This is a genomic window from Flavobacterium chungnamense (assembly GCF_039539165.1).
GTDB classification, from domain to species: Bacteria; Bacteroidota; Bacteroidia; order Flavobacteriales; family Flavobacteriaceae; genus Flavobacterium; species Flavobacterium chungnamense.
In genome coordinates, this window is sequence record NZ_BAABCS010000016.1 from 55,949 (window position 1) to 78,693 (window position 22,745).

Genomic DNA, 22,745 nt, shown 5'->3' on the forward strand with positions numbered 1-22,745 from the left:
CACTTTTCACTTATAATTAATTATATTTTGCTGAAATTTCTTTAGCTGCTTTTTCTAAAACATCAGTAATGTTATCATCTAACTTACCAGCTTTAAGAGCATTAAGTGTATCTCTGTGTTTGTTATTTAAGTATTCGATATAATCGTTTTCGAATTCTTTAACTTTATTTACAGGAACGTTTCTTAACAAGTTTTTAGAACCAGCGTAGATAATTGCAACTTGATCTTCAACTGTATAAGGATCGTTTACTGCTTGCTTTAAGATCTCAACGTTTCTTCTACCTTTTTCAATTACGTTTAAAGTAACCGCATCCAAATCAGAACCAAATTTAGCGAAAGCTTCTAATTCACGGAATTGAGCTTGGTCTAATTTTAATGTTCCAGCAACTTTTTTCATTGATTTAATCTGTGCGTTACCTCCAACACGAGATACAGAAATACCTACGTTAATTGCAGGACGAACTCCAGAGTTAAACAAATCTCCATCAAGGAAAATCTGTCCGTCAGTAATCGAAATTACGTTAGTTGGGATATAGGCAGATACGTCACCAGCTTGAGTTTCGATAATTGGTAAAGCAGTTAACGAACCACCACCTTTTACGATACCTTTCAAGTTGTCTGGTAAATCATTCATATTTTTTGCGATATCATCATCAGCAATTACTTTACAAGCTCTTTCTAATAAACGAGAGTGTAAGTAAAAAACATCTCCAGGATAAGCCTCACGACCTGGTGGTCTTCTTAATAAAAGAGACACCTCACGGTAAGCAACCGCTTGTTTTGATAAATCATCATAGATAATCAAAGCAGGACGACCTGAATCACGGAAATATTCACCAATTGCAGCACCTGCCATTGGAGCATATACTTGCATTGGTGCTGGATCAGAAGCATTTGCAGCAACAATAACTGTGTAAGCCATTGCTCCTTTTTCTTCTAATGTTTTTGCGATTAATGCAACAGTTGAAGCTTTTTGCCCAATTGCTACATATATACAGAATACTGGTTGACCAGCATCATAAAATTCTTTTTGATTTAAGATAGTATCAATACAAACAGTTGTTTTACCTGTTTGACGGTCACCAATAACCAACTCACGTTGTCCTCTACCTACTGGAATCATCGCGTCGATAGACTTGATACCTGTTTGTAATGGTTCTGTTACTGGCTGACGAAAGATAACTCCGGGAGCTTTTCTTTCTAATGGCATTTCATATAGTTCTCCACCGATTGGTCCTTTACCATCGATTGGATTACCTAATGTATCTACCACACGACCTACGATTTGCTCACCAACTTTTAAAGAAGCAATACGTTGTGTACGTTTTACTGTAGAACCTTCTCTAATTCCTGTAGATGGTCCTAAAAGTACAACTCCTACGTTGTCTTCTTCTAAGTTCAATACGATAGCTTCCAATCCGTTTTCGAATTGTACTAACTCTCCGTATTGAGCATTTGATAAACCGTAAACACGAGCGATACCATCACCCACTTGAAGTACAGTTCCTACTTCTTCTAACGATGCACCTGATTCAAAACCAGATAATTGTTTTTTTAATATTGCTGAAATTTCAGCAGGTTTAATTTCTGCCATAATATTTATGATTATCTACCTATGTTTATATTAACGCCTGATCTTCTTGGCTCTTCTTTTATTATAACTGTATTCGTATTATTATTTGTCGTCGTTTTGTGTAATCTGTCAGAATAAGGTGTTCCATATTTCTCGATTAATCTTTGAACCTTATCTTCATCAAAAGTACCATCTTCATTTATACATTTTGAATTATAAAGAATACCTATTGCCTTTTTAAAGGTCATATCTAATTCAATTGTTCTATTCAGACCTAGAAATTTAACTTCAATGTATTTCAATTCACCATTCTTGTTGTAATTTGTAATTGGCTCAACACCAGGAACTATAACAAGATTCATGTAAATAACTTCTTCTTTATTCGAAGCCAACATTAAACTACAATTTTGACTAAAACCACCACAACCATCGTAATTCAACCATGCTTTTTCGTCAACAAGAACTTCTCCTTTTTTTAGTTTAATATCTTGACTAAATCCAAAAAAAGAAAAACTTGATAAAAATAGGATTAATATATACTTCATCTTAATTTGCAAATTCACGTTTTAATTCACCTAACTTACCTGCTACAGAAGCATTATACTGTTGGTCGCCAACTCTTAAAATAAATCCACCAATAATTGAAGAATCTACTATATTTTCAATTGTTATTTTCTTATTTGAAAACTCTGCAATTTTAGCTAATACTTTTGTTTCTAATTCTGCAGTAATTGGAAATGCTGTTGTTACTTTGGCAACCTCAACTCCATTACTTACATCATACAACTTAGTGTATTGAACTGCTATTGATTCCAAAATTTCGTATCTTTTGTTTGCAAACAACAAGTTGAACAAACTTTGAGTTTCTGTTTGAACATTTGAAAATATTTCAGATATAGCAGATTTTTTTACATCCATTTTGATAACTGGACTTGATAAAAAATCTTTTAACTCTGTACTTTCTGCAACAGCTGTAACGATAGATTTCATATCATTATTAACTGCTTCAGCTTTTCCTGAAGTTTGAGCAATATCTAAAATTGCTTTTGCGTATCTAATCGCTGCTCTAGACATAATGATTAGTTTAATTTAGCATCACCCAACATTTTCTCAACTAATTTAGTTTGAGATTCTTTGTTAGATAATTCGTCTCTTAATACTTTTTCAGCAATTTCTAATGACAAAGAAGAAACTTGATTTTTCAATTCTGTCATCGCTGCATTTTTTTCACTTTCAATAGCTGCTTTAGCTTGAGAAATCATTTTTTCTCCAGCTGCTTGAGCTTCAGATTTAGCATCGTTAATCATTTTTTCTTTGATTTCACGAGCTTCTTTCATCAACAAGTCTCTTTCAGCTCTTGCATCAGCTAATAATTTTTCATTATCTGATTTAAGATTTTGCATTTCTTTTTTTGCATTTTCAGCAGAAAGCAATGCGTTTTTGATTCCTTCTTCTCTTTCGTTTACTGAATTAAGAATAGGTTTCCAAGCAAATTTTTTCAGCAATAAAATTAATCCTACAAAAATTATTAATTGCCAAAAAAACAATCCAAATCCAAAATCTTCCCACAATTTTTCCATCTCAATTTATGTATAATGTATATTCTATAATTGTAATTTGTATAAATAAAACAAAAACTGAAACCAACCGTTACAGTTTTTGTTTTTGTTTATATTAGTTTTCTGAAACAGCAAATAAAGCTGCGAAACCAATACCTTCAATAAGTGCAGCTGCAATAAGCATAGCTGTTTGGATTTTTCCAGATGCTTCTGGTTGACGAGCAATAGCGTCCATTGCAGAACCACCGATTCTACCGATACCAATACCAGCTCCAATAACAACTAAACCTGCTCCAACAATTCTTGGGATGTCCATAATATATATATTAAAAATTAAACATTCAAATTTGATATTAGATTTCAAATATTAGATTTTAAATATTTTTAAAAACTAACACTCATAATCTTTATTTTAATGATGAGCTTCTTCGTGATGATGCTCTTCTACTGCTGCTCCAAAATACAAAGCGGCTAACATAGTGAAAATATAAGCTTGCAATGCAGCAACTAATATTTCGATTATTGATATTATAAATGTTAATGTTAACGAAAACGCTCCCATTCCTATGTTTTTTGAAATAAATATTAACGCTAATAAACTCATTACTACTATATGTCCTGCAATCATATTAGCATAAAGACGTATCATTAAAGCAAACGGTTTAATAAATATACCCAATAATTCTATAGGTGCTAAAATAATTTTCATTAGAATTGGTACACCAGGCATCCAAAAAATGTGTCCCCAGTAATTTTTATTTGCTGTGAGAGTAGTTATTATAAAGGTAATTATTCCTAATCCTGCTGTGATTGCAATATTTCCAGTAACGTTTATTCCTAGTGGTGTCAATCCAAAGATATTTAAAAACCAAACAAAAAAGAATATGGTCAATAAAAAACTCATGTAACGTTTGTAATGTTTCACACCAATATTTGGGATTGCAATTTCGTCACGAACATATAAAACAATTGGTTCAAAAAAGCGTCCAGCTCCGGCAGCAATACTTCCGTTTTTTGAATACGATTTTGCTAAACCTGTGAATAAGAAAAACATTAAAATAGCAACTATCATCATTGCTAAAACACCTTTGGTTATTGAAAAATCAAGTACCTGAGGATTTGTTGGGTGATGTGCATCACCAGTCAATGTTCCAGCAGCATCTGTTTTATAAATTTTTTCGTTGTGACCTAATTTGTAAAAATTTCCATTTGACTCTGCAACTGCATGACCATGTTCAAATTTTGATGATGAGAAAATATGAACACCATTGTCCCACAAGATTATTGGTAAAGGAAAACCATAATGAGTTCCTGTTTTTTCGTCTTCGAATAGAGAAAACTCATGTGAGTCTAGAACGTGGTGTGCTTTTTTCTCTTTTATTTTTTCAATTACACTTTCTTCTTCAGATAACGCTTTAGTTTCAGCGTGTTCTCCGTGAGCTTCTTTTTCTTTGTGAGAAGTAGCTTCTGCATGAGTTCCTTCTGCTTTTGCATTAACAAAATCAGTTGCAGTATTTGCAGAACTAAATAAGGGAAGACAAGCGACTAAAACGGCTACTATAAATTGGAGTGGTTTGTTTGAAAACACCATATCTGATAATTATCTTTAATTTATTTTCTGAAATTTGGTGCAAAAGTACAATTTAAATTAATATTAAAAAGTATTACTTTTATTTTTTTTGATGAAATTGTCGATTTTTGAACTATTTATTGTTTATTGTTCAATATTCTTATGGTAACAACAGTTTCTATTATTAAAAACAGAATGAAAACAACAAAGAAATTGATTTTTTCTGATCCTGCATAAATACTTTGTGAATTGAGAATAGGCTGCATAAAAAAGTAGGCAATTGCCATTTTTATACTAGTTAAGAACATAAATGAAAAACCTACATTATTTATATTCCTTTGATTAATCTTAATTAAGACAAATAATATGATTGCGGTGAAAACAAAAAAGAAGGCATATAGAAGTTCAATTGAATAAATGAAACTCAATTCAAATTTTTCTGGGGCTATTAAAAGAAAAAATGATTTGTGAATAGCAAATAGGACAAGAGCAACAAAAAAAGAAATAAAAATAGATTTGTATGGATTGAACTTCATTATTGAGAGGAATTGATGTCTTTTAGTTGTCTATTAAGATTGTAAAAGGCAATAGCGACACCTATTAATGTGAGGATTTTTACAAATAAACCATGTTCATTTATATATTTTTGATCAAGCCAATTACCTAGTAGGGAAAACAAATAAATAATTACTCCCATTTGAACAGGTATATTTATCAAAGCCAACCACTTGTTACGCTGTTTTTTCTTCGACTGGTTGTCCATTCTGTGGAAGGTTTTTTACTTGAGGTTTCATAACACATGTGGCGCTAAATTCTGCTCCAGGTTCAACGGCTAGTTTACCACAGATTACTTCTCCGTGAATTACTGCTTTAGATTTCAAATTCAATATTTCTGATACTTGAATTTTTCCTTCAAATTTACCTTCAATATCACAACTTTTACAAATGATATCGCCTTTAACACTTCCAGCTGGTCCGATGACTAACTTGCCTTTAGTTTCGAAATTACCAATTAAATGGCCATCTAAACGAAAATCAGCTGGACAAGAAATATCGCCTTTGATAATTGTTCCCTCAACTATTCTGTTAGTTTTTCCTAAAAGATCTGTATATGATTTTGGTTTTTTATCAAACATGACTTTATGGTTTTTTTGGTAATTCAGGTGTTGGTGGCATCATCCCTTTTGGTGGCGCGTCATCAGTCTCAATTGAGTTTGTTCCTTTTGGAGCTTGATTAGATTTTCCTTTTTCAGGAGGAGCTTGTTGATTGAGTTTGTTTAAAACATCTTCTTTTGTGAGTTCAGGTTTCTTTTTTGCATCTTCTTTAGGTTGGTCTAATTCAAGATTTCTTTGAATTGGAATTATATCTTTATTTAACCAATCACCTGTTGTATATTCGTCAATGTTCTTTTTAACCTGAACAACTTTATAATTCTCACTCGATATAACAATAGCTGGTTCTGCAATTTTATATTCTTTAAATTCTTTTAAAACCTGTGCAATTCCTTTTGCATTATCTAACGATTTGATTCCGTGAATTACAATGAAATTTTTATCAAGTGTATAAATATCTGTAGATATTGATAGTTTTTCTATTGTTCTTTCTTTGGCAAATTTGTTTAACTTTTCTAACAATGCTTTAGTGTTTTTGTCTTCCAAGTTATCTGCTTTATACAAGATGTTCCATGACAATGGAAACTCCGAATTAAAAGAAAGAGATTCTAAGTAAGGCATTTTTTTAGCCAAAAACACTTCAGTAGATTTTCCTTCCTCACTATTAGGATATGTTAACGCTACATAATTAAGTGCTTTTTTAAATTCACTCAATCCTTTAAGTTTTCCTAAAAGATTGGCTTTTAGTAATTCAAATTTTGATGCCATTTCCTCACCTGTAAACTGCTCTACTGCAAGTTCAGTTTTTGGTAATACTTCTCTGTACAATCCTTTTTCATAATCTTTATAAAGTAAATCATAAGCAACTTCTGGTGTAGAACCTAATTGTCCAGAATTTGTTGAACTGTTTATAATTTGTGCATAACGAGAATCTGGATATTGAGCCGTAATTTTAGCTTTCATCGCTTGCGCTTTACTTGGATCTACGATTTCATAAATCTTATATAAGTTATACATTGAAGGAAGCACCAATCGCTCTTCAGGATTATTTTGAAGTAGTTTTTCAAGTTTTTCAGCAGCTCTTTTATATTCTTTAAATTTCTCTTTGTAGATTACTCCTAATTGATAGAATGCAAAATTTCTTTCCTTAGCAATACTATCCAAATCTTTATCTGAAGAAGGGATTTGTTTCAAATAGAAATCAGTAGTGTAACGTTCGTCAACTTCTTCTTTATCACCTTTGTCTGCAACTTCGTTGTTTTCATCAGGATTTTTATCTTCTTTGATGATATCTTTTGACCATCTCCAATTTTCTACGTGAGGTCTATTTCCCCATTTTTTCTTAAACTCTACTTTACCAAAAGCGACTGTAGAAGGATTATAAAAGTAAAATGTGCTTGAAGTACTTGAAATTGAAGGTGTTGGTGCAATTGCTTTGGGAGCAACTTGTTTAGAGACCATGTTATCAGGTTGGGCTAATTCTTTAGCTCCATTTTTACCTAAAACATCGCCATCAGAGGAATTTAAGGCAGCCAACTCTTTAATTTTCGCTTCCTTCTCTGCTAATTCTTGTTTTCTTTTTTCTTCTTTTTTAAGTTCATCAATAAACTGTTTGTAATAATTCTCCTTTTCAGAAGAAGACATTGATGCCACTTTTAAAATACTATCGTTACGTTGTGCGATTCCTTCAAATTTAATTACATCTTCAAGATTCTCTCTCTTTTTTGTAATCAATTTAAATTCACGTGTTCTTGAATTTAAAACAGTTAACGTGCTATCAAAATATTTTCCAGCTGTTACATATTTAGCTTTGTTGAAATAAATTTCTGCTAAATTTCTATAATTAGAAGCTATCAAATACTCATCTTGAGATCTAGATTTTAATGATTTATTATAATATTTTTTAGCAACTTCTGGCTTTTTTGATTTGTCATAGAATAAGGCCATTTGATGATTAAGAACATCTAAATGAGGACGATTTTCTCTGTCTTTCAATAAATCTTTATATTTTTTTATAAAGGATAAAGTATCTCCTTTTTCAAAATCAAATTGTTGCGCTTGACGAGCATGTGCCTGAATTACATACTGTCTTGCTGCTTTTCTTTTCATGTTAATGACATCTTGATATTTTGCAAACGCACTGTCTTTATGACCCATTTGTTCATATACCTGTCCTAAAATGAAGTGATATCTTGCTTTTTCTTCATTAGACTTTGTAAATTCTGTAGCCAATTTCAATTTTGCAACAGCACTATCTTGTTCTTTTAAGTTCAGAAAAGCCTGAGCTAAGGTTGCATTTGCATCGGCGAAAATTTGATCTTTAAATTTAATTTCTTTTAGAAGTTTTCTAAGATTCGTAACCGCTAATGCATCATTATCCATGCGCATGTTAGTTTTTTCTCTCCAAATTTTCACTTCATAGATCTTGTCGCTATTTGGATATTTATACAAAACATAATTGAATGCCTCTAAAGCAGGAACAAATCTTTGGTCGTAGTAACGAGCTTTCCCCAACATTAAATGTGCTTCATCCATTTGCGGATTCTTTTCACCGCCTTCGATATTCATAGAATGTTTTTGAATCGCTTTCGTTGCTTTGGTTTCAGCTCTTTCGAAGTTGGCATTTTTGGCTTGACCCGGAAGCATTTGGTCTTGGGTAATTTGCATTCGCTCAACAGGAAGTACTTCCCAGAAGTTGTCTTTATATTGTGATTTTAAATCGGAAATCCCTTTATCTAAGGCAATACCACCATTATAAAGGATATTATATTCTGTACTTAAAGCATGTGAATTTCTAGCAAGAAAAGTGTTCTTCTTTGTAGAACAAGCCACAAAAAAAGCAATTATTCCAATTAGAAATAAGTATTTAATAGTATTTGATTTCAATGTAAAAACGTTTTAATAAGTAACTCTAAAAGGTTAATTTTAGTATAACTGACTGGTAAAAATACACTTCTTTTTGATAAGTGGAAAAAAATAATGATTTTTTTAAAAAAGAAATCCGAAGAACATTAGTTTGTACTTCGGATTTATACTTTTTTGAACCTGAAAATTATACAGCAAAAAATGCTTCCAATTCTCTCAATGTTTCTGGCGATGTTTCAATATCTTTTACAATTTCGCCTTTATTTAATGCTACAATTCTGTTGCAAACTTCAACCGTATGTACCAAATCATGCGAAGAAACTAAAACAGTAACTTCCGGATTATCAGATAATTCTTTGATAATTTTTTTCAATCGATTTACCGTTGTTGGGTCTAAATTAGCAAACGGTTCGTCAAGAATCACCACTTCAGGATTTCCGATTAAAGTGGCTATGATTCCCACTTTTTTCATGTTTCCTTTAGATAAATCACGTAAATATTTTTTGCTTTTTAAGATTTCTCCGTTAAAAAATTCTTCGTGTTTTGCTAGAAGCGCATCAACATCGGCTTTATTCTGACCGCGCAAATCACCAATGAAATAGAAATATTCTTCGGCTGTCAAATAACCGATAAGAAAACTTTCATCAATAAAAGCTGCTGTAAAAGGTTTCCAAGCTTCACTAGTATTTACTTGAATAGAGTTGTTTTTAATAAATCCTGTTGAGGGTTGAATTAAATCTAACAGCAAACTGAAAAAAGTAGTTTTTCCTGCTCCGTTATTTCCTACTAATCCAAAGCTCTGTCCTTTAGGAATATCAAGATTAGTGATATTTAATACTTTAACTCCGTTGTTATATGTTTTTGAAAGATTGTTTACTTGTATCATTTTTTTAGTAATTAGTGATTAGTACTTAGTCTGAAACTAGTTTTTTTGTTTGTATGCAGCGATGGTTGCGTATTTTTCTCTTTTGTAGATTTTTTCGATTTGATTGAAAACATAATTTCTAAAAGCAAATCCGAGAATACCTGCCAAAGCAACAAATAATAATCCGATGTTTGGTGAGAAAAGGTAATATCCTAAAGCATAAACCACCATTGGTAAAACCATTTTTGGAATAGCAATTAACATCGTTTTTACATTGAAGGCTTGCTTGTCACCAAAAGCTCCTTTCCCAGTAGTTAAATCAATTGGAGTTTTTACAAAGGCACCGCCAAGCATTACTAAATGTGAATTTACTCCGATGTTGAAAATTGCACCAGCAACAACTAATAAATAAGTGTGAACTCCAAAAAATAGATAAAACGATGCTAAAATTGTTGAAATCAATGTTCCGATAACCATCAACCACCATTTAGAACTGATGTATTCTCTGTATTGAATATTTTGACTCATCATCAACTGATAATAAGCGCTGTCCCAACTTGGTACAAATTGTCCGAACGTGAAAAGAAAACCTCCTGAAACGAAAATTCCGGCAAAGATTTGAAACATCGGACTTTGATAAACTTCTATTGATTTGGTGAAAAATAACAATCCGTAAAAGATGAATAAGAAACTCATTATCAAAGTTGTTTTTGAACGTTTGTTTCTTCTTAACAATCGGATGTCGTTCTTCAAGAACGTTCCTAGGGTTCCGAATTGGTCTAAAAAGGTGTAGTTTTCGGTTTTTGCGATGTCACTTTTTTTAGCCAAACCTTCATCTAAATTCAAATTACTTTTAAAATAATTGAAAGCAAAATAATAGGTCGCAACTACCAAAAGTATCGGAATCAAAAACACAAAAACAGTTTCGTACATTCCCTGAAAAAAGGGCTGTGTGTAAAGTGTGATATCAAAAATTTTATAATAATGAGCTAGTCCTAAACCTGCAACAACAGCCAAAACCGAGTAGAAAACACTGTCTTTATTATTGATTAAAACATTTATAAAATTATTTAAATAAAACAGCGCCATAATTCCTAAATGCCAAAGAATTACATTCAAAACCGAATAACCATTCATCATTAAAACGATAGAAAACGGAATAAAAAATAACGCATGTGACCAATTGAAAAAAGACAAAGCCGTTTTCCCTAAAGTAAAATGAACAATCGTATTTCTTTTTATAGGTAAAGTCAATAACGGACGAATATTCATAACGGGCATTTTTTGAAGAAAATACCTAACCACCAAATCCATTACCAAATAGTAAATCATGAATTTATTTACAGTTGAAAGTGGTTCAAGTCCAGATTCTTTCAAAATAAAGAAGGCTCCAACTCCAGCAGCAATAAAAATCACCATAAAATAAGCTGCAAAAAAACCAATAAAGATTTTCATCGCAATATTAGTTCCTAAGGATGCCGAACGAAGAAATGACTTCCATTCGAGCATAATAAAATGTTTGAACATAGTTGATTGTTTTTGGATGAAGTATTAGATGATGAATTTAAAAATTTGTTACAAACATTTCAAATTTTAAATAAAAGTAAATAATTGCTATTTCTTACCTTTGTAAAAATTACTTACAATGTCACAATTCTATAAATTACAAATCAAAGAAGTAAAACGTGAAACTCCAAGCGCAGTTTCTGTAGTTTTTAATATGCCTTCTGAATTACAATCGGCTTACCAATTTATTGCAGGTCAATATATTAATCTAAAACTTACGCTTGACGGACAAGAAATACGTCGTGCCTATTCTATATGTTCTTCACCAGAAAGTGGTGAACTACGAATTGCGATTAAGTCAGTAAAAAACGGACATTTCTCAAAATTTGCAAACGATAATTTGAAGGTTGGTGATATTATTGAAGTGGGTCAACCTGAAGGTAAATTTACTTTCGAACCACAAGTTGGCAGACAAAGAAACTATGCTGCGTTCGTTGCCGGAAGCGGAATTACACCAGTAATGTCCATCTTAAAATCGGTTTTGCATAACGAAAAAGACAGCACTTTTGTTTTAGTTTACGGAAATAAAAACACTGACGAAACCATATTTCATCAAGAATTACACGATTTGCAACAACAATATGTAGGAAGATTTTTTGTGCATTTTGCTTACACTCAAATTAAGGTTGAAAATGAACTTTTTGGTCGAATTGACAAGGCCAATGTGAACTTTGTTTTGAACAACAAACACAAAGAAAAAGAATTCTCAAAATTTTATTTATGTGGTCCAGAAGAAATGATTAATTTGGTTTCCAATGTTTTAAAAGAGCAAAATGTAGCTGATAAGAACATCAAATTTGAATTGTTTTCAACATCAACTTCAGCAGAAAAAGAAATTGCAACATCAGAAAATGGTCATACAAAAATCACGGTTTTAGTTGACGATGAAGAAACAATTTTTGAAATGAGTCAGAAGCAAACTTTATTGGAAGCAGCTTTAAAACAAGGCATCGACGCTCCTTATTCTTGCCAAGGCGGAATTTGCAGCAGTTGTTTAGCAAGAATTTCAAAAGGAACTGCTGAAATGAAAAAGAACTCCATTTTAACTGATAAAGAAGTTGCCGACGGATTAATATTAACTTGTCAAGCGCATCCAACAAGTAGTGAGATATTTGTGGATTTTGATGATGTTTAGATTTTAAATTCCAATATAAAGAATTCCAAATTCCAATTTTGTTAAGCAAGATTGGAATTTATTTTTTGGATAATATCGTTAACCGGAATACTTCGCATCACATCTTCATAACCAGCAACGTTTTTATTTCCATACACAGAAGTTGGTAATAATGGATATTGATTTCTATCAGCTGTCAAGCAATTTTCTAAAGGTTGATTGAATGGTGAAAATCCTGCATAAGGATGCGTTGCGCCCCAAAGCGTGATGGTTTTTACGCCAAACATGGCTGCCAAATGAGCGTTTCCGCTATCCATAGATACCATTAAATCTAAATTAGAAATCAGATGTAATTCATCATCAAAAGATATTTTCCCAGCAAAGTTGAATGCGTTTTTATTTTCATTCGCAAACTCTTCTAATAGTTTCATTTCCTTTTTCCCTCCACCAAAAAGAAGGATTTTTAAGTTTGGATTTTCAGATAATTTACTAATAACTTCTCTCATCAAATCCATTGGATAGGTTTTACTTTGGTAATGAGCAAAAGGTGCTATTCCTATCCATTTTTGATTTTTATTTCCGATAATTTTTTGTGCTTTTAAAGGAATATCCATTTGCCTCAAAAAAACAGGATTACTTAAATCTATATCATAACCTAACTGTCTAAAAGTATCTACATGTCTTTCAAACATTGATTTTAGTGGCTTGAAAATTTTATTTTCTGCACGTGTTAATTCTTTTTTCTCTTTCCTTCCTTTATCAGTATAGGCTACTTTTTTTCCACTTAAAGCAAATAAAAATCTAATAACTTTTGAACGCAAAACGTTGTGTAAATCGGCAACTTGTTCAATATTTTGGTGTTTAATTTCTTTGTATAATCTATACAATCCAAATATTCCTTTGTGTTGGTGATTGGTATGAACTGATAAAAAAGTTACATTAGGTATATTTTCAAAAATGGGTTTGAAAAATGGGCGAGAAACCATCGTTATTTTAACTTCTGGATACTGATTGACTAATGCTAAAATAACAGGAACTGTCATTGCGACATCTCCCATTGCAGAGAGTCGAATGACAGCTATATGTTTTATTTTATGTGACAAAGGTTGTCGGAAATTATTTTTTATTTTGATACAAAACCGGATTCAAATCATCATCATTGTACATTTTCATTTGTTTGTACACTTTCATGAATTTGTCACCATTTTCAATATCAGTCAATAAATCGTCGATTGCTGTTGATAAATCGGTTCTTTGCTCTAAAAGCACGTTTAGTTTTTCTTGACATTTATCTCTGTGTTCTTGTGAAGCTTCAGCACGAGTTGCTTCTTCGTTCATGTGATAAATTTTTAAAGCTAAAATTGACAATCTATCAATTGTCCAAGCAGGAGATTCTGAATTGATTTTAGCTGTTGGTTTTACTTCAACATGAGCATATTTTTGAAGAAAATAACTGTCAATATATTCTACCATGTCGGTACGTTCTTGATTAGAAGTGTCGATTTTTCTTTTCAAAGTTAATGCTGCAACAGGATCGATATTTGGATCACGAATAATGTCTTCATAATGCCATTGAACCGTGTCAATCCAGTTTTTAAAATAAAGTAAATGTTCTATTTTTTCCTTTGGATATGGATTGTTAATAGGTTGGTTTACATTGTCGTAAACGTGATAATCCTTGATACTTTGTTCAAATATAGAATAGGCAAATTTTGAAAACATAATGATTAATTTTATTTGCAAAGATAGTTTTTATACTTTTACTTAAACATACAAATTTTTTACTTTTATGCAAATTCATTATATCTCTGAAAACAATAGTATTCTAAATCATTTTTTGGCGGAAATTCGGGATGTCAACATTCAAAAAGACAGCATGCGTTTTAGAAAAAACATTGAACGTATTGGAGAAATTATGGCGTATGAATTAAGTAAAACTTTAGAGTATAAATCAATTGATGTTCAAACTCCTCTTGGCGTAAAACATACTACAACAATTGCAGACAATGTCGTTTTGTGTTCTATTCTTCGTGCAGGATTGGCATTGCATACAGGTTTCATGAATATTTTTGATAATGCCGAAAATGGTTTTGTTTCAGCTTATCGTCATCATCCAAATAATGATGATTATTTTGAAATTTTAGTAGAATATCAAGCAGCTCCATCCTTTGAAAATAAAAACTTAATTCTAATTGATCCTATGTTAGCAACAGGTCAATCCATTGTTGCAGTTTTAAATAAATTGCATTTGGAACAAAAACCAAAAGAAATTCACCTTGCAGTTGTAATTGCTGCACCAGAAGGAATTGCTTATCTTGAAGAAAATCTTCCAAATAATTGTCATCTTTGGGTTGCCGCTCTTGATGAAAAACTAAACGAGAAAAATTACATTATTCCAGGACTTGGAGACGCAGGAGATTTAGCTTACGGAAGCAAATTATAACTGTGAAAAGAAACAGAAAACACAACATATTATTGAGACAAACAAAATAATTTCTTGTTGAATTTTATTTTGTAGATACTCTATAGTGTTTGTAGCCATTATAGCCATTGGCAAAAATGTGTAAACTAATACTTCATTACTTTTATTAGCAGAGATAAAGAAAATAGCTATACCAATAAAAAAAGCTAACAATACTTTTTTATAGGACGCCTGTAAGTTTAGTGGTTTGTTTGTTAATGTAAACAAATAGGGTAAAACAAAAAAAACAACAAATACTGCATAAATAGAAAAAGCAATATTTTGATAATTATTAGTAAAATAGTCTACTTGCAAATTTATTACTTCCGATTGAAGGTAAACATCAATAGCTTCTTTATCAAATAATAAAGCATAAAAAACAAAGATTATTGATGAACTGAAAAGGGCTACAAAAGGAATTAACCAATTTCTATAATCTCTAGAAACGTGAAAAATTATGGAGATGTAAACCAATAAAATAAAAAGTATTGCCCAAAAATGGAATAAACTAGCTACAAAAATCCATAACGAAGCATCAAATATTTTCTCTTTTGGGGCTTTCAATGTTTGTAAAGAAACCAATCTTCTCATCGCTAATAAAATGAAAAAATTAGATACAATAAGTTTGTAATTATTTAAAACGTTTGGGAAAAACATTAAAAAAATAAGAACAAAGAAAATAGTATAAGCACTATCCTTAGTTAATGCGTTTTTCTTAACAATAAAATTTGCTGTAAAAAGTGATGCAAATAAAATTAATAATAAAGCCGACTTTTTTGCAATTTCAAATAACGAACTTGTCCATTTTGTATCCTGAAACTGGTAGGTAAAAAAGACAAAAACCATCAAAATTCCTATAAAAGAATAATTAATTGGTGTAGATTTTTTAAAAACGCTTGTTATCATGAGGATATTTTATACTTTTGTGGATGTAAATATAACACTTGTTTAAAAATGAAAGCATTTTTCGAAGCAATACAATCACTTTTTGTAGATTTTTTATTTAAACCACTAGATTGGTTACGTGCATTAGAGTTAGATAATTGGTGGTTGGCTAATATCGTTAGCTGGACATTAATGGCAATTTGTGCTAAATACATCGTATATTGGTGCAAACAATTGGCTGCTCACCAAAAAAACAACGAAGAAAACCAAGATACTACGGCACATTCGTTCTTAAAGTAAGTCGAAACCGATATCTTTTCTAAAATACATCTTATCAAAATGTAGCTTGTCTATGTTTTGGTAAGATTTTTTTATGGCTTCTTGAAAGCTTTCGCCAAATGATGTAACGGCAATAACTCGACCACCATTTGTTACAACTTTTCCGTTTTCTAATTTTGTGCCAGCGTGAAAAGCTATTGAATCTTCTATATTTTCTAATCCTGTAATTTCAAAACCTTTTCCATAATCTTCAGGATATCCGCCAGAAACCACCATGATTGTTGTGGCACTTCTTTCGTCAATTTCTAAAGAAACTTCATTCAATGTTTGATTTCCAACTGCTTTAAAAAGTTCTACTAAATCCGATTTCAACCTCGGAATTACAACTTCCGTTTCTGGATCACCCATTCTCACATTATACTCAATTACGATTGGTTCGCCTTTTACGTTTATCAATCCTATAAAAACGAAGCCTTTGTATTCAATTCCGTCACTTTGCAAACCAGCGATTGTTGGTTTTACAATTCGTGTCTCAATTTTTTCCAACAAAACTGCGTCTGCAAATGGAACCGGAGAAACTGCTCCCATTCCGCCGGTGTTTAAACCGGTGTCGCCTTCGCCAATTCGTTTATAATCTTTCGCCGTTGGAAGAATTTTGTAATTTTTTCCGTCGGTCAAAACGAAACAACTTAATTCAATTCCGTCAAGAAATTCTTCAATCACGACTTTTGCACTTGCTGATCCAAATTTTTCGTGAACCAACATATTTCGCAATTCCGTTTTAGCTTCTTCTAAATCTTGAATAATTAAAACACCTTTACCTGCTGCTAATCCATCCGCTTTAAGAACATATGGCGGTTGTAATGTTTCTAGAAAATGACATCCTTTTTCAACCGTTTCTTTTGTAAAACTATCGTAAGCCGCAGTTGGAATTTTATGCTTGATAAGAAATTCTTTAGCAAATTCTTTACTTCCTTCTAATTGAGCACCAGCTTTTGACGGACCAATTACAGGAATATGATTTAGTTGAGAATCGTTTTTGAAGAAATCATAAATTCCATGAACCAATGGGTCTTCTGGACCAACTACTACCATGTCAACTTTTTCTTGAAGTGAAAATGCTTTTATGGCTTCAAAATCTAAAATATTTAAAGAAACATTGATTGCAATTTGCGATGTTCCAGCGTTTCCAGGTGCTACAAAAAGTTTAGAACATTTGTCTGATTGTAACATTTTCCATGCTAATGCGTGTTCGCGTCCGCCAGAACCAAGTAGTAAAATTGTCATTGTGTGTGTAGTTATGTTGTCTTGCAAAAATAGTTTCTTTTCAAAAGAATTTAAAGCTAATTGATAGAAAAGTTTTTGTTTTTAGTATTTTTGAACAAAATAGATTTCTTGTGTTCCACCTTTTCAATTTAACGCTCAAGCTAAATGGTTTTCCGATGAAGGAAGCAATTGCTGAATTTGAAAAAATTCAATCAATTTCAGATTCCGATTATGAAAGCCATAGTATTTTAAAACGAAAAGAAATTGTTGAATATCATTTAAAAAACAATAAATCGTATCAAGAATTTGTTGGAAAATCTGATTTCAATACCGAAGTTTCGGGATGGAATGAACTTCCAATTATGACTAAAAAGGAGTTTCAAAAACCTTTGTCAGAAAGACTTTCTAACGGATTTACTACGAAAAATGTTTATCTAAATAAAACTTCGGGTTCAAGTGGAGATCCCTTTATTTTTGCGAAAGATAAATTTTGTCACGCCTTAACTTGGGCAAATATTATAAATCAATTTGGATGGTTTGGAATTGATTTTAATTCGTCATTACAAGCACGATTTTACGGAATTCCTTTGGATTTTATCGGAAACACCAAAGAACGCATTAAAGATTTTTTGAAGAACAGTTATCGATTTACAATTTTTGATTTGTCAGATAAAATTCTTGAAAAAGTGCTACTGAAATTTCAGAATAAAAAGTTTGATTACATTAACGGTTATACTTCTTCTATCGTTTTATTTGCAAAATTTCTTCAAAAGAAAAACATTGTATTAACATCAGTTTGTCCTAGTTTAAAATGTTGTGTTGTTACTTCCGAAATGTTATTTGAAGAAGATAAACTATTGATGGAAAAACAATTTGGCGTTCCGGTTGTCAATGAATATGGCGCTTCTGAGTTGGATTTAATTGCGTTTCAAAATCCACAAGGTGAATGGCAAGTAAATTCGGAAACGTTATTTGTAGAAATTTTAGACGATAATAATAATGTTCTTCCCAACGGAAAAGAAGGTCGAATTGTAATTACTTCATTGTACAATAAAGCACATCCATTCATTCGTTATGATATTGGTGATATAGGAATTCTTGATGAAAAAAGTACGTTTAAAAAACCAATTCTGAAAAAATTAATTGGTAGAACTAACGATGTTGCCATTCTTCCAAGCGGAAAAAAATCGCCTGGATTGACCTTTTACTACGTTACCAAAAGCATCATTGAAGACGACGGAAATGTAAAAGAATTTGTTGTAAAACAAACTAAAATTGATACTTTTGATATTGAATATGTAAGCCAAAATAAATTAACTGAAAACCAAATTCTGAATATTGAGAAAGCGATTGCAACTTATTTAGAAAGCGGATTAACCTTCACTTTTACTCGAAAAGAAAAACTTGAAAGAAGTAAAAGCGGCAAGTTGAAGCAGTTTATATCGTTAATAAAATAAATATATGAGCCAAAATTTAATAATTTCTGAAGAAACAATTTCAGATAAAATTTACTTTATCCGAAATCAAAAAGTGATGTTAGACAGAGATTTAGCAACTCTTTATGGTATACAAACAAAAGTTTTAAAACAAGCAGTAAAAAGAAATATTTCTCGATTTCCGGAAGATTTTATGTTTGAATTGACAGAAACTGAGTTTTTGAATTGGAGGTCACAATTTGTGACCTCCAATTCCGACAAAATGGGTTTGCGTTATGCACCAATGGCATTTACAGAGCACGGAGTATTAATGTTATCAAGTGTTTTGAATAGTGACAAAGCCATTCAAACTAATATTCAAATCATTAGAATTTTTACTAAAGTGCGACAAATGCTTTTAGACACAACTGAAATTCGATTGGATATTGCTCAAATTCAGAAGAAATTAGAAAATCACGACAAAAATATTGAACTGGTTTTTAGCTATTTGGATGAATTAACAGAAAAAGAAGAAAATAAAAAACCAAGAACAAAAATTGGTTACAAAAAATAAATTATGAAAATCACCATAATTGCAGGCGCAAGACCTAATTTTATTAAAATCGCACCCATAATCATGGCGATTGAAAAGCAACAATCTGAAGGTTCAAATATCTCTTTTAGATTAGTGCATACAGGTCAACATTACGATAAAAACCTCAGCGATACTTTTTTTGAAGAATTGAATATTCCACATCCAAATGCTAACCTGGAAGTTAAAAGTGGTTCACAAGCCGAGCAAACTGGTGCCATTATGGTTGCTTTTGAAAAGGAATTACTTCAAAATCCGTGCGAACTAGTTTTAGTAGTTGGTGATGTCAATTCGACTATGGCTTGTGCCATTGTGACCAAGAAAATGAATATTAAAGTCGCACATGTTGAAGCTGGAATTCGTTCTGGAGATATGACAATGCCCGAAGAAATTAACCGAATTGTCACCGATAGCATTACCGATTATTTCTTTACTACCTCAACTTCAGCCTCAGAACATTTATTGAAAAATGGGGTTCAATCCTCTAATGTTCATTTTGTTGGAAATGTGATGATTGATACTTTATATCAGAATTTAAATCGAATTTCGGCTCCGAGTTTTTGGAATGAATTTCAATTAGAAACTGGAAATTATATTATTTTAACCTTACATCGTCCATCAAATGTTGATGAAGAGAAATCATTGATTGATTTATTGGAAGGAATTGATAAAATGGTTGGAGATAAAAAAATAATCTTTCCTATTCATCCTAGAACGAAAGCAATTCTTGGTGAAACCAATTTGAATTTAAAAAACATCTTATTTGTAGAACCGCAAGGTTATTTGAATTTTATGTATTTGATTAAAAATAGTTTTGCTGTGATTACTGATTCTGGAGGGATTTCTGAAGAAACTACGGTTTTAGGAATTCCATGTTTTACTATGCGAACCACAACCGAAAGACCAGAAACTATTGAAATTGGTACTAATAATTTAGTTGGAATTTCAATAGAAAATTTGACTTTAGAATTTACGAAATTTCTAGAAAATGGTTTGTCAAAAAGAGGAATTCCTGAGCTTTGGGATGGAAAAGCATCAGAAAGAATTATTGATATTTTGCTTTCAAAATAATGAAAGAAATCCTAATCATATCCAATTATTATCCGCCAGAAAAAGGTGCTGCTGCAAATAGAATTGAGCAGTTGGCCCTGAAATTGTATCAAAATAATTATAAAGTTTCTGTAATTTGTCCGCTTGGGAATTATCCAAAAGGCGAATTGTTTCCTGAATATAAAGGTAAGTTTTCGGCTACAGAAAATCGTGATAATATTACTGTAAAACGTCTTTGGATTTATCCAAGTGTGAGTAAAAATTTGATTGTTAGAGTTATTTCGGTTCTGTCTTTTTCAATGAGTTTATTTTTCTATTTATTATTTAAAAAGACTCCTAAAAAAGTGGTCGTTCAATCGCCTCCATTATTATTATCTTTTATTTCAGTTTTTGTCCTTTCGTTGAAAAATAAAAAAATAATTCTCAATATTTCAGACCTTTGGCCATTAGCTGCAATTGAATTGAAGGCGTTGAAAGAAGGTTCGTTTTCTCATAAATTCTCCTTATTTTTAGAACGATTTATCTATAAAAAAGCAACATTAATTATTGGTCAGTCCAATGAAATTATAACACATGTAAAATCCTTATTCCCCGAAAAAAATTGTTATTTATATCGGAATTTTCCTGACCATAAAATTGAAAATTTTGATTTGACATTTGAAGAAAATCAACCTATTAAAATATTTTACGCTGGACTATTAGGGATTGCTCAAGGTGTTTTAGAATTGTGTCAAAATATTGATTTAAAGGAATTAAATATCGAATTACACATATTCGGCGATGGCGCAGAAAAAAATCAAATAGAACAGCTTATTTCTTCTAAAAAGGAACAAAAGATATTCTTTCACGGCATGATGGAACGCAAAGATTTACACGAAACTTTAAAAAAATTTGATATAGCAATTGTTCCATTAAAAACAAGAATTTATGGCTCAGTTCCTTCAAAGATATTTGAATATGGTTCACTTGGATTTCCGATTTTATATTTTGGTGGTGGTGAAGGCGAAACTATTGTGGAAGAAGACAATATGGGTTGGGTTGCGTCTGTAGAAAATTATGAGCAATTAAATCATGAAATACAAAAGATTTCGAAGATGAGTAAATCAGAATTATTCGAAATGAAAAAGAAAATATTTGTTAAATCAGAAATCAATTTCAATTTAGATAATCAAATGAATTATTTAATTGAAAAAGATGTTTTTTAGTAAGCTTTATCCTCGCCTTTAAAGATGTTTACAACCGTTTGAATAATGATTTTGATATCCATTACAATTGACCAATTTTCAATGTAGAAAACATCAAATTTTATACGGTTTATCATATCTTCATCGGTTTCTATTTCACCTCGATATCCTTTTACTTGAGCAAGTCCTGTAATTCCTGGTTTTACATAATGACGAACCATATATTTCTTTACTTTACTTGCATACGATTTATTCTGAGACCACAAATGAGGTCTTGGTCCAACAACCGACATATCACCAAGCAAAACATTAAAAAATTGAGGAAATTCATCAATACTTGTTTTGCGCATAAACTTACCCATTTTGGTTACTCTTGGATCATTTTTAGAAGCCTCTTTTTCTGTGGTTTCATTTACCTGCATTGAGCGAAATTTGAAGCAAAAAAATTCGTTTTCATCTAATCCTGGGCGACCTTGTTTGAAGAAAATTGGGCCTTTAGATTCTAATTTAATTAAAACTGCTATTAATGGCATTAACCAAGAAAGAATAAAAATAATTACAAAAAGTGAGAAGACAATATCAAATCCTCTTTTAATACCTTTTATTGTTGGGTTATGAAGTTGAGTTTTTTGAAGAGATAAAACTGGGAAAAGCTCATAATAATCAATTCTCATGTTTTTTGAAAATATCTCTTTTGTATCAGGAATAAATTTTATTGTTTTATTATTTTCATCAGAAAACTCAACTAATTCTTTCAATTTTTCATTTGAAATCTCATTCAATGAACAATAAATTTCATCAATTTTTTGATCTATAACAAAATTCTTAATGTCCTCTACTTTACCTTTTACCTCGGGATTCTGTTTTTTATCTGAAAAATATCCTTGAAAACGATATCCATAATCTAATCGATTATCAAAAACTTCTTTAAGTCGAATTGCTTCTGGAGTGTATCCTATTATAATTGCATTTCTGAAATTATTTTTTGTAGTAATTCTGTATTTTTTTAGGTAAAAAAACAAGAAGTATTTAATTCCGGCAATTATAGCAAAACTAATTGTCATCATAATTGCAATAGCTTTTCCGCTGAAAATCACTGTTTTTGCAAAGGGAAAAAAGGCAATTACAACTAATAGAAATAAACTAAATTGTTTAAATATTTTAGATATAATTTCTACTGGAGTTGTAAACCTATATACTTCATAAAATTTGATAAGAAAGGCAATAAATATCCAAGCAAGTGTTTGATATGCAATAAAATATACCATATTAAGATTTAAATCTCTAAAGAAATATAAACTTAATATGGTAATGACCAAAATATCTATAGTGATACTTATTGGTCTAATATATTTTGAATACCTACCTGTTTGCTGTGCAACCATATT

At 31.2% G+C, this 22,745-nt stretch carries 23 protein-coding genes; 7 read left to right on the top strand and 16 right to left on the bottom strand.

What is annotated here, in order from left to right; translation table 11 throughout:
- Nucleotides 1-16: 16 nt before the first annotated feature.
- From atpA to ABD771_RS08310, 11 genes are all read right to left on the bottom strand, one after another.
- On the bottom strand, nucleotides 17-1,594 hold the full coding sequence (gene atpA, locus ABD771_RS08260) for a F0F1 ATP synthase subunit alpha (protein ID WP_344815852.1): 1,578 nt from the start codon (nucleotides 1,592-1,594) through the stop codon (nucleotides 17-19).
- A gap of 11 nt (nucleotides 1,595-1,605) precedes the next feature.
- Complete coding sequence (locus ABD771_RS08265; protein ID WP_345093372.1) at nucleotides 1,606-2,118, bottom strand: hypothetical protein; 513 nt, start codon at nucleotides 2,116-2,118, stop codon at nucleotides 1,606-1,608.
- A 1-nt stretch (nucleotide 2,119) separates the two neighbouring features.
- Nucleotides 2,120-2,653, bottom strand: a complete 534-nt coding sequence (gene atpH, locus ABD771_RS08270) for an ATP synthase F1 subunit delta (protein ID WP_345093704.1) — start codon at nucleotides 2,651-2,653, stop codon at nucleotides 2,120-2,122.
- The gene (locus ABD771_RS08275) at nucleotides 2,653-3,153 is read right to left on the bottom strand and encodes a F0F1 ATP synthase subunit B (protein WP_345093375.1); all 501 of its coding nucleotides are present in this window, start codon (nucleotides 3,151-3,153) and stop codon (nucleotides 2,653-2,655) included. The genes atpH and ABD771_RS08275 overlap by 1 nt, the downstream gene beginning before the upstream one ends.
- 94 nt (nucleotides 3,154-3,247) lie before the next feature.
- The gene (gene atpE / locus ABD771_RS08280) at nucleotides 3,248-3,448 is read right to left on the bottom strand and encodes an ATP synthase F0 subunit C (protein ID WP_345093378.1); all 201 of its coding nucleotides are present in this window, start codon (nucleotides 3,446-3,448) and stop codon (nucleotides 3,248-3,250) included.
- 96 nt (nucleotides 3,449-3,544) lie between these two features.
- Nucleotides 3,545-4,723 (bottom strand): F0F1 ATP synthase subunit A, encoded by a 1,179-nt coding sequence (gene atpB / locus ABD771_RS08285; RefSeq protein WP_345093381.1) that lies wholly within the window; start codon nucleotides 4,721-4,723, stop codon nucleotides 3,545-3,547.
- Between the two features lie 514 nt (nucleotides 4,724-5,237).
- The gene (locus tag ABD771_RS08290) at nucleotides 5,238-5,465 is read right to left on the bottom strand and encodes an AtpZ/AtpI family protein (RefSeq protein WP_345093384.1); all 228 of its coding nucleotides are present in this window, start codon (nucleotides 5,463-5,465) and stop codon (nucleotides 5,238-5,240) included.
- Complete coding sequence (locus ABD771_RS08295) at nucleotides 5,434-5,838, bottom strand: bactofilin family protein (RefSeq protein ID WP_345093387.1); 405 nt, start codon at nucleotides 5,836-5,838, stop codon at nucleotides 5,434-5,436. Before ABD771_RS08295 ends, ABD771_RS08290 begins: the two co-directional genes overlap by 32 nt.
- A gap of 4 nt (nucleotides 5,839-5,842) precedes the next feature.
- Complete coding sequence (gene porW / locus ABD771_RS08300) at nucleotides 5,843-8,701, bottom strand: type IX secretion system periplasmic lipoprotein PorW/SprE (RefSeq protein ID WP_345093390.1); 2,859 nt, start codon at nucleotides 8,699-8,701, stop codon at nucleotides 5,843-5,845.
- A 166-nt stretch (nucleotides 8,702-8,867) separates the two neighbouring features.
- Nucleotides 8,868-9,566: an ABC transporter ATP-binding protein gene (locus ABD771_RS08305; RefSeq protein WP_345093393.1), complete on the bottom strand. Its 699-nt coding sequence runs from the start codon at nucleotides 9,564-9,566 to the stop codon at nucleotides 8,868-8,870.
- A gap of 36 nt (nucleotides 9,567-9,602) precedes the next feature.
- Nucleotides 9,603-11,072 carry a DUF5687 family protein gene (locus tag ABD771_RS08310; RefSeq protein WP_345093396.1) on the bottom strand — a complete coding sequence of 490 codons (1,470 nt, stop codon included), beginning with the start codon at nucleotides 11,070-11,072 and terminating at the stop codon, nucleotides 9,603-9,605.
- A gap of 118 nt (nucleotides 11,073-11,190) precedes the next feature.
- Between ABD771_RS08310 and ABD771_RS08315 the strand changes: the two genes are divergently transcribed.
- A complete protein-coding gene (locus ABD771_RS08315) occupies nucleotides 11,191-12,246 on the top strand; it encodes a 2Fe-2S iron-sulfur cluster-binding protein (RefSeq protein ID WP_345093398.1) in 1,056 nt (351 codons plus the stop codon).
- Between the two features lie 41 nt (nucleotides 12,247-12,287).
- Here ABD771_RS08315 and ABD771_RS08320 read toward each other — a convergent pair whose 3' ends face one another.
- Together ABD771_RS08320 and ABD771_RS08325 are read right to left on the bottom strand one after the other, a co-directional pair.
- A complete protein-coding gene (locus tag ABD771_RS08320; protein WP_345093706.1) occupies nucleotides 12,288-13,283 on the bottom strand; it encodes a glycosyltransferase family 9 protein in 996 nt (331 codons plus the stop codon).
- A 58-nt stretch (nucleotides 13,284-13,341) separates the two neighbouring features.
- Nucleotides 13,342-13,947: a DUF4254 domain-containing protein gene (locus ABD771_RS08325; RefSeq protein WP_345093402.1), complete on the bottom strand. Its 606-nt coding sequence runs from the start codon at nucleotides 13,945-13,947 to the stop codon at nucleotides 13,342-13,344.
- Nucleotides 13,948-14,014: 67 nt separating this feature from the next.
- On the opposite strand from ABD771_RS08325, the gene upp reads away from it, so the two are divergent.
- Nucleotides 14,015-14,668: a uracil phosphoribosyltransferase gene (upp, locus tag ABD771_RS08330; RefSeq protein ID WP_344815843.1), complete on the top strand. Its 654-nt coding sequence runs from the start codon at nucleotides 14,015-14,017 to the stop codon at nucleotides 14,666-14,668.
- On the opposite strand, the gene ABD771_RS08335 is transcribed toward upp, so the two are convergent.
- Nucleotides 14,663-15,592, bottom strand: coding sequence for a DUF6427 family protein (locus ABD771_RS08335; protein WP_345093406.1), 930 nt, complete (start codon nucleotides 15,590-15,592; stop codon nucleotides 14,663-14,665). The genes upp and ABD771_RS08335 overlap by 6 nt on opposite strands.
- A gap of 48 nt (nucleotides 15,593-15,640) precedes the next feature.
- Here ABD771_RS08335 and ABD771_RS08340 point away from each other — a divergent pair, with 48 nt between their 5' ends.
- Nucleotides 15,641-15,871, top strand: coding sequence for a DUF6341 family protein (locus ABD771_RS08340; protein ID WP_344815841.1), 231 nt, complete (start codon nucleotides 15,641-15,643; stop codon nucleotides 15,869-15,871).
- Here ABD771_RS08340 and purD read toward each other — a convergent pair.
- The gene (gene purD / locus ABD771_RS08345) at nucleotides 15,863-17,137 is read right to left on the bottom strand and encodes a phosphoribosylamine--glycine ligase (protein ID WP_345093409.1); all 1,275 of its coding nucleotides are present in this window, start codon (nucleotides 17,135-17,137) and stop codon (nucleotides 15,863-15,865) included. The genes ABD771_RS08340 and purD overlap by 9 nt on opposite strands.
- A 110-nt stretch (nucleotides 17,138-17,247) precedes the next feature.
- On the opposite strand from purD, the gene ABD771_RS08350 reads away from it, so the two are divergent.
- Genes ABD771_RS08350 through ABD771_RS08365 form a run of 4 tightly spaced genes read left to right on the top strand, consistent with a single transcriptional unit; the run spans nucleotide 17,248 to nucleotide 21,378 of the window.
- On the top strand, nucleotides 17,248-18,573 hold the full coding sequence (locus tag ABD771_RS08350; protein WP_345093411.1) for a phenylacetate--CoA ligase family protein: 1,326 nt from the start codon (nucleotides 17,248-17,250) through the stop codon (nucleotides 18,571-18,573).
- A gap of 4 nt (nucleotides 18,574-18,577) precedes the next feature.
- Nucleotides 18,578-19,105 (top strand): ORF6N domain-containing protein, encoded by a 528-nt coding sequence (locus tag ABD771_RS08355; protein WP_345093414.1) that lies wholly within the window; start codon nucleotides 18,578-18,580, stop codon nucleotides 19,103-19,105.
- 3 nt (nucleotides 19,106-19,108) lie between these two features.
- Nucleotides 19,109-20,194 carry a non-hydrolyzing UDP-N-acetylglucosamine 2-epimerase gene (gene wecB, locus ABD771_RS08360; protein ID WP_345093417.1) on the top strand — a complete coding sequence of 362 codons (1,086 nt, stop codon included), beginning with the start codon at nucleotides 19,109-19,111 and terminating at the stop codon, nucleotides 20,192-20,194.
- Nucleotides 20,194-21,378 carry a glycosyltransferase family 4 protein gene (locus tag ABD771_RS08365; protein WP_345093420.1) on the top strand — a complete coding sequence of 395 codons (1,185 nt, stop codon included), beginning with the start codon at nucleotides 20,194-20,196 and terminating at the stop codon, nucleotides 21,376-21,378. The genes wecB and ABD771_RS08365 overlap by 1 nt, the downstream gene beginning before the upstream one ends.
- Here the strand turns inward: ABD771_RS08365 and ABD771_RS08370 are convergent.
- Entirely contained in the window at nucleotides 21,375-22,742 is a 1,368-nt protein-coding gene (locus tag ABD771_RS08370; RefSeq protein WP_345093423.1) for an undecaprenyl-phosphate glucose phosphotransferase, read from the bottom strand. The genes ABD771_RS08365 and ABD771_RS08370 overlap by 4 nt on opposite strands.
- Nucleotides 22,743-22,745: the final 3 nt, after the last annotated feature.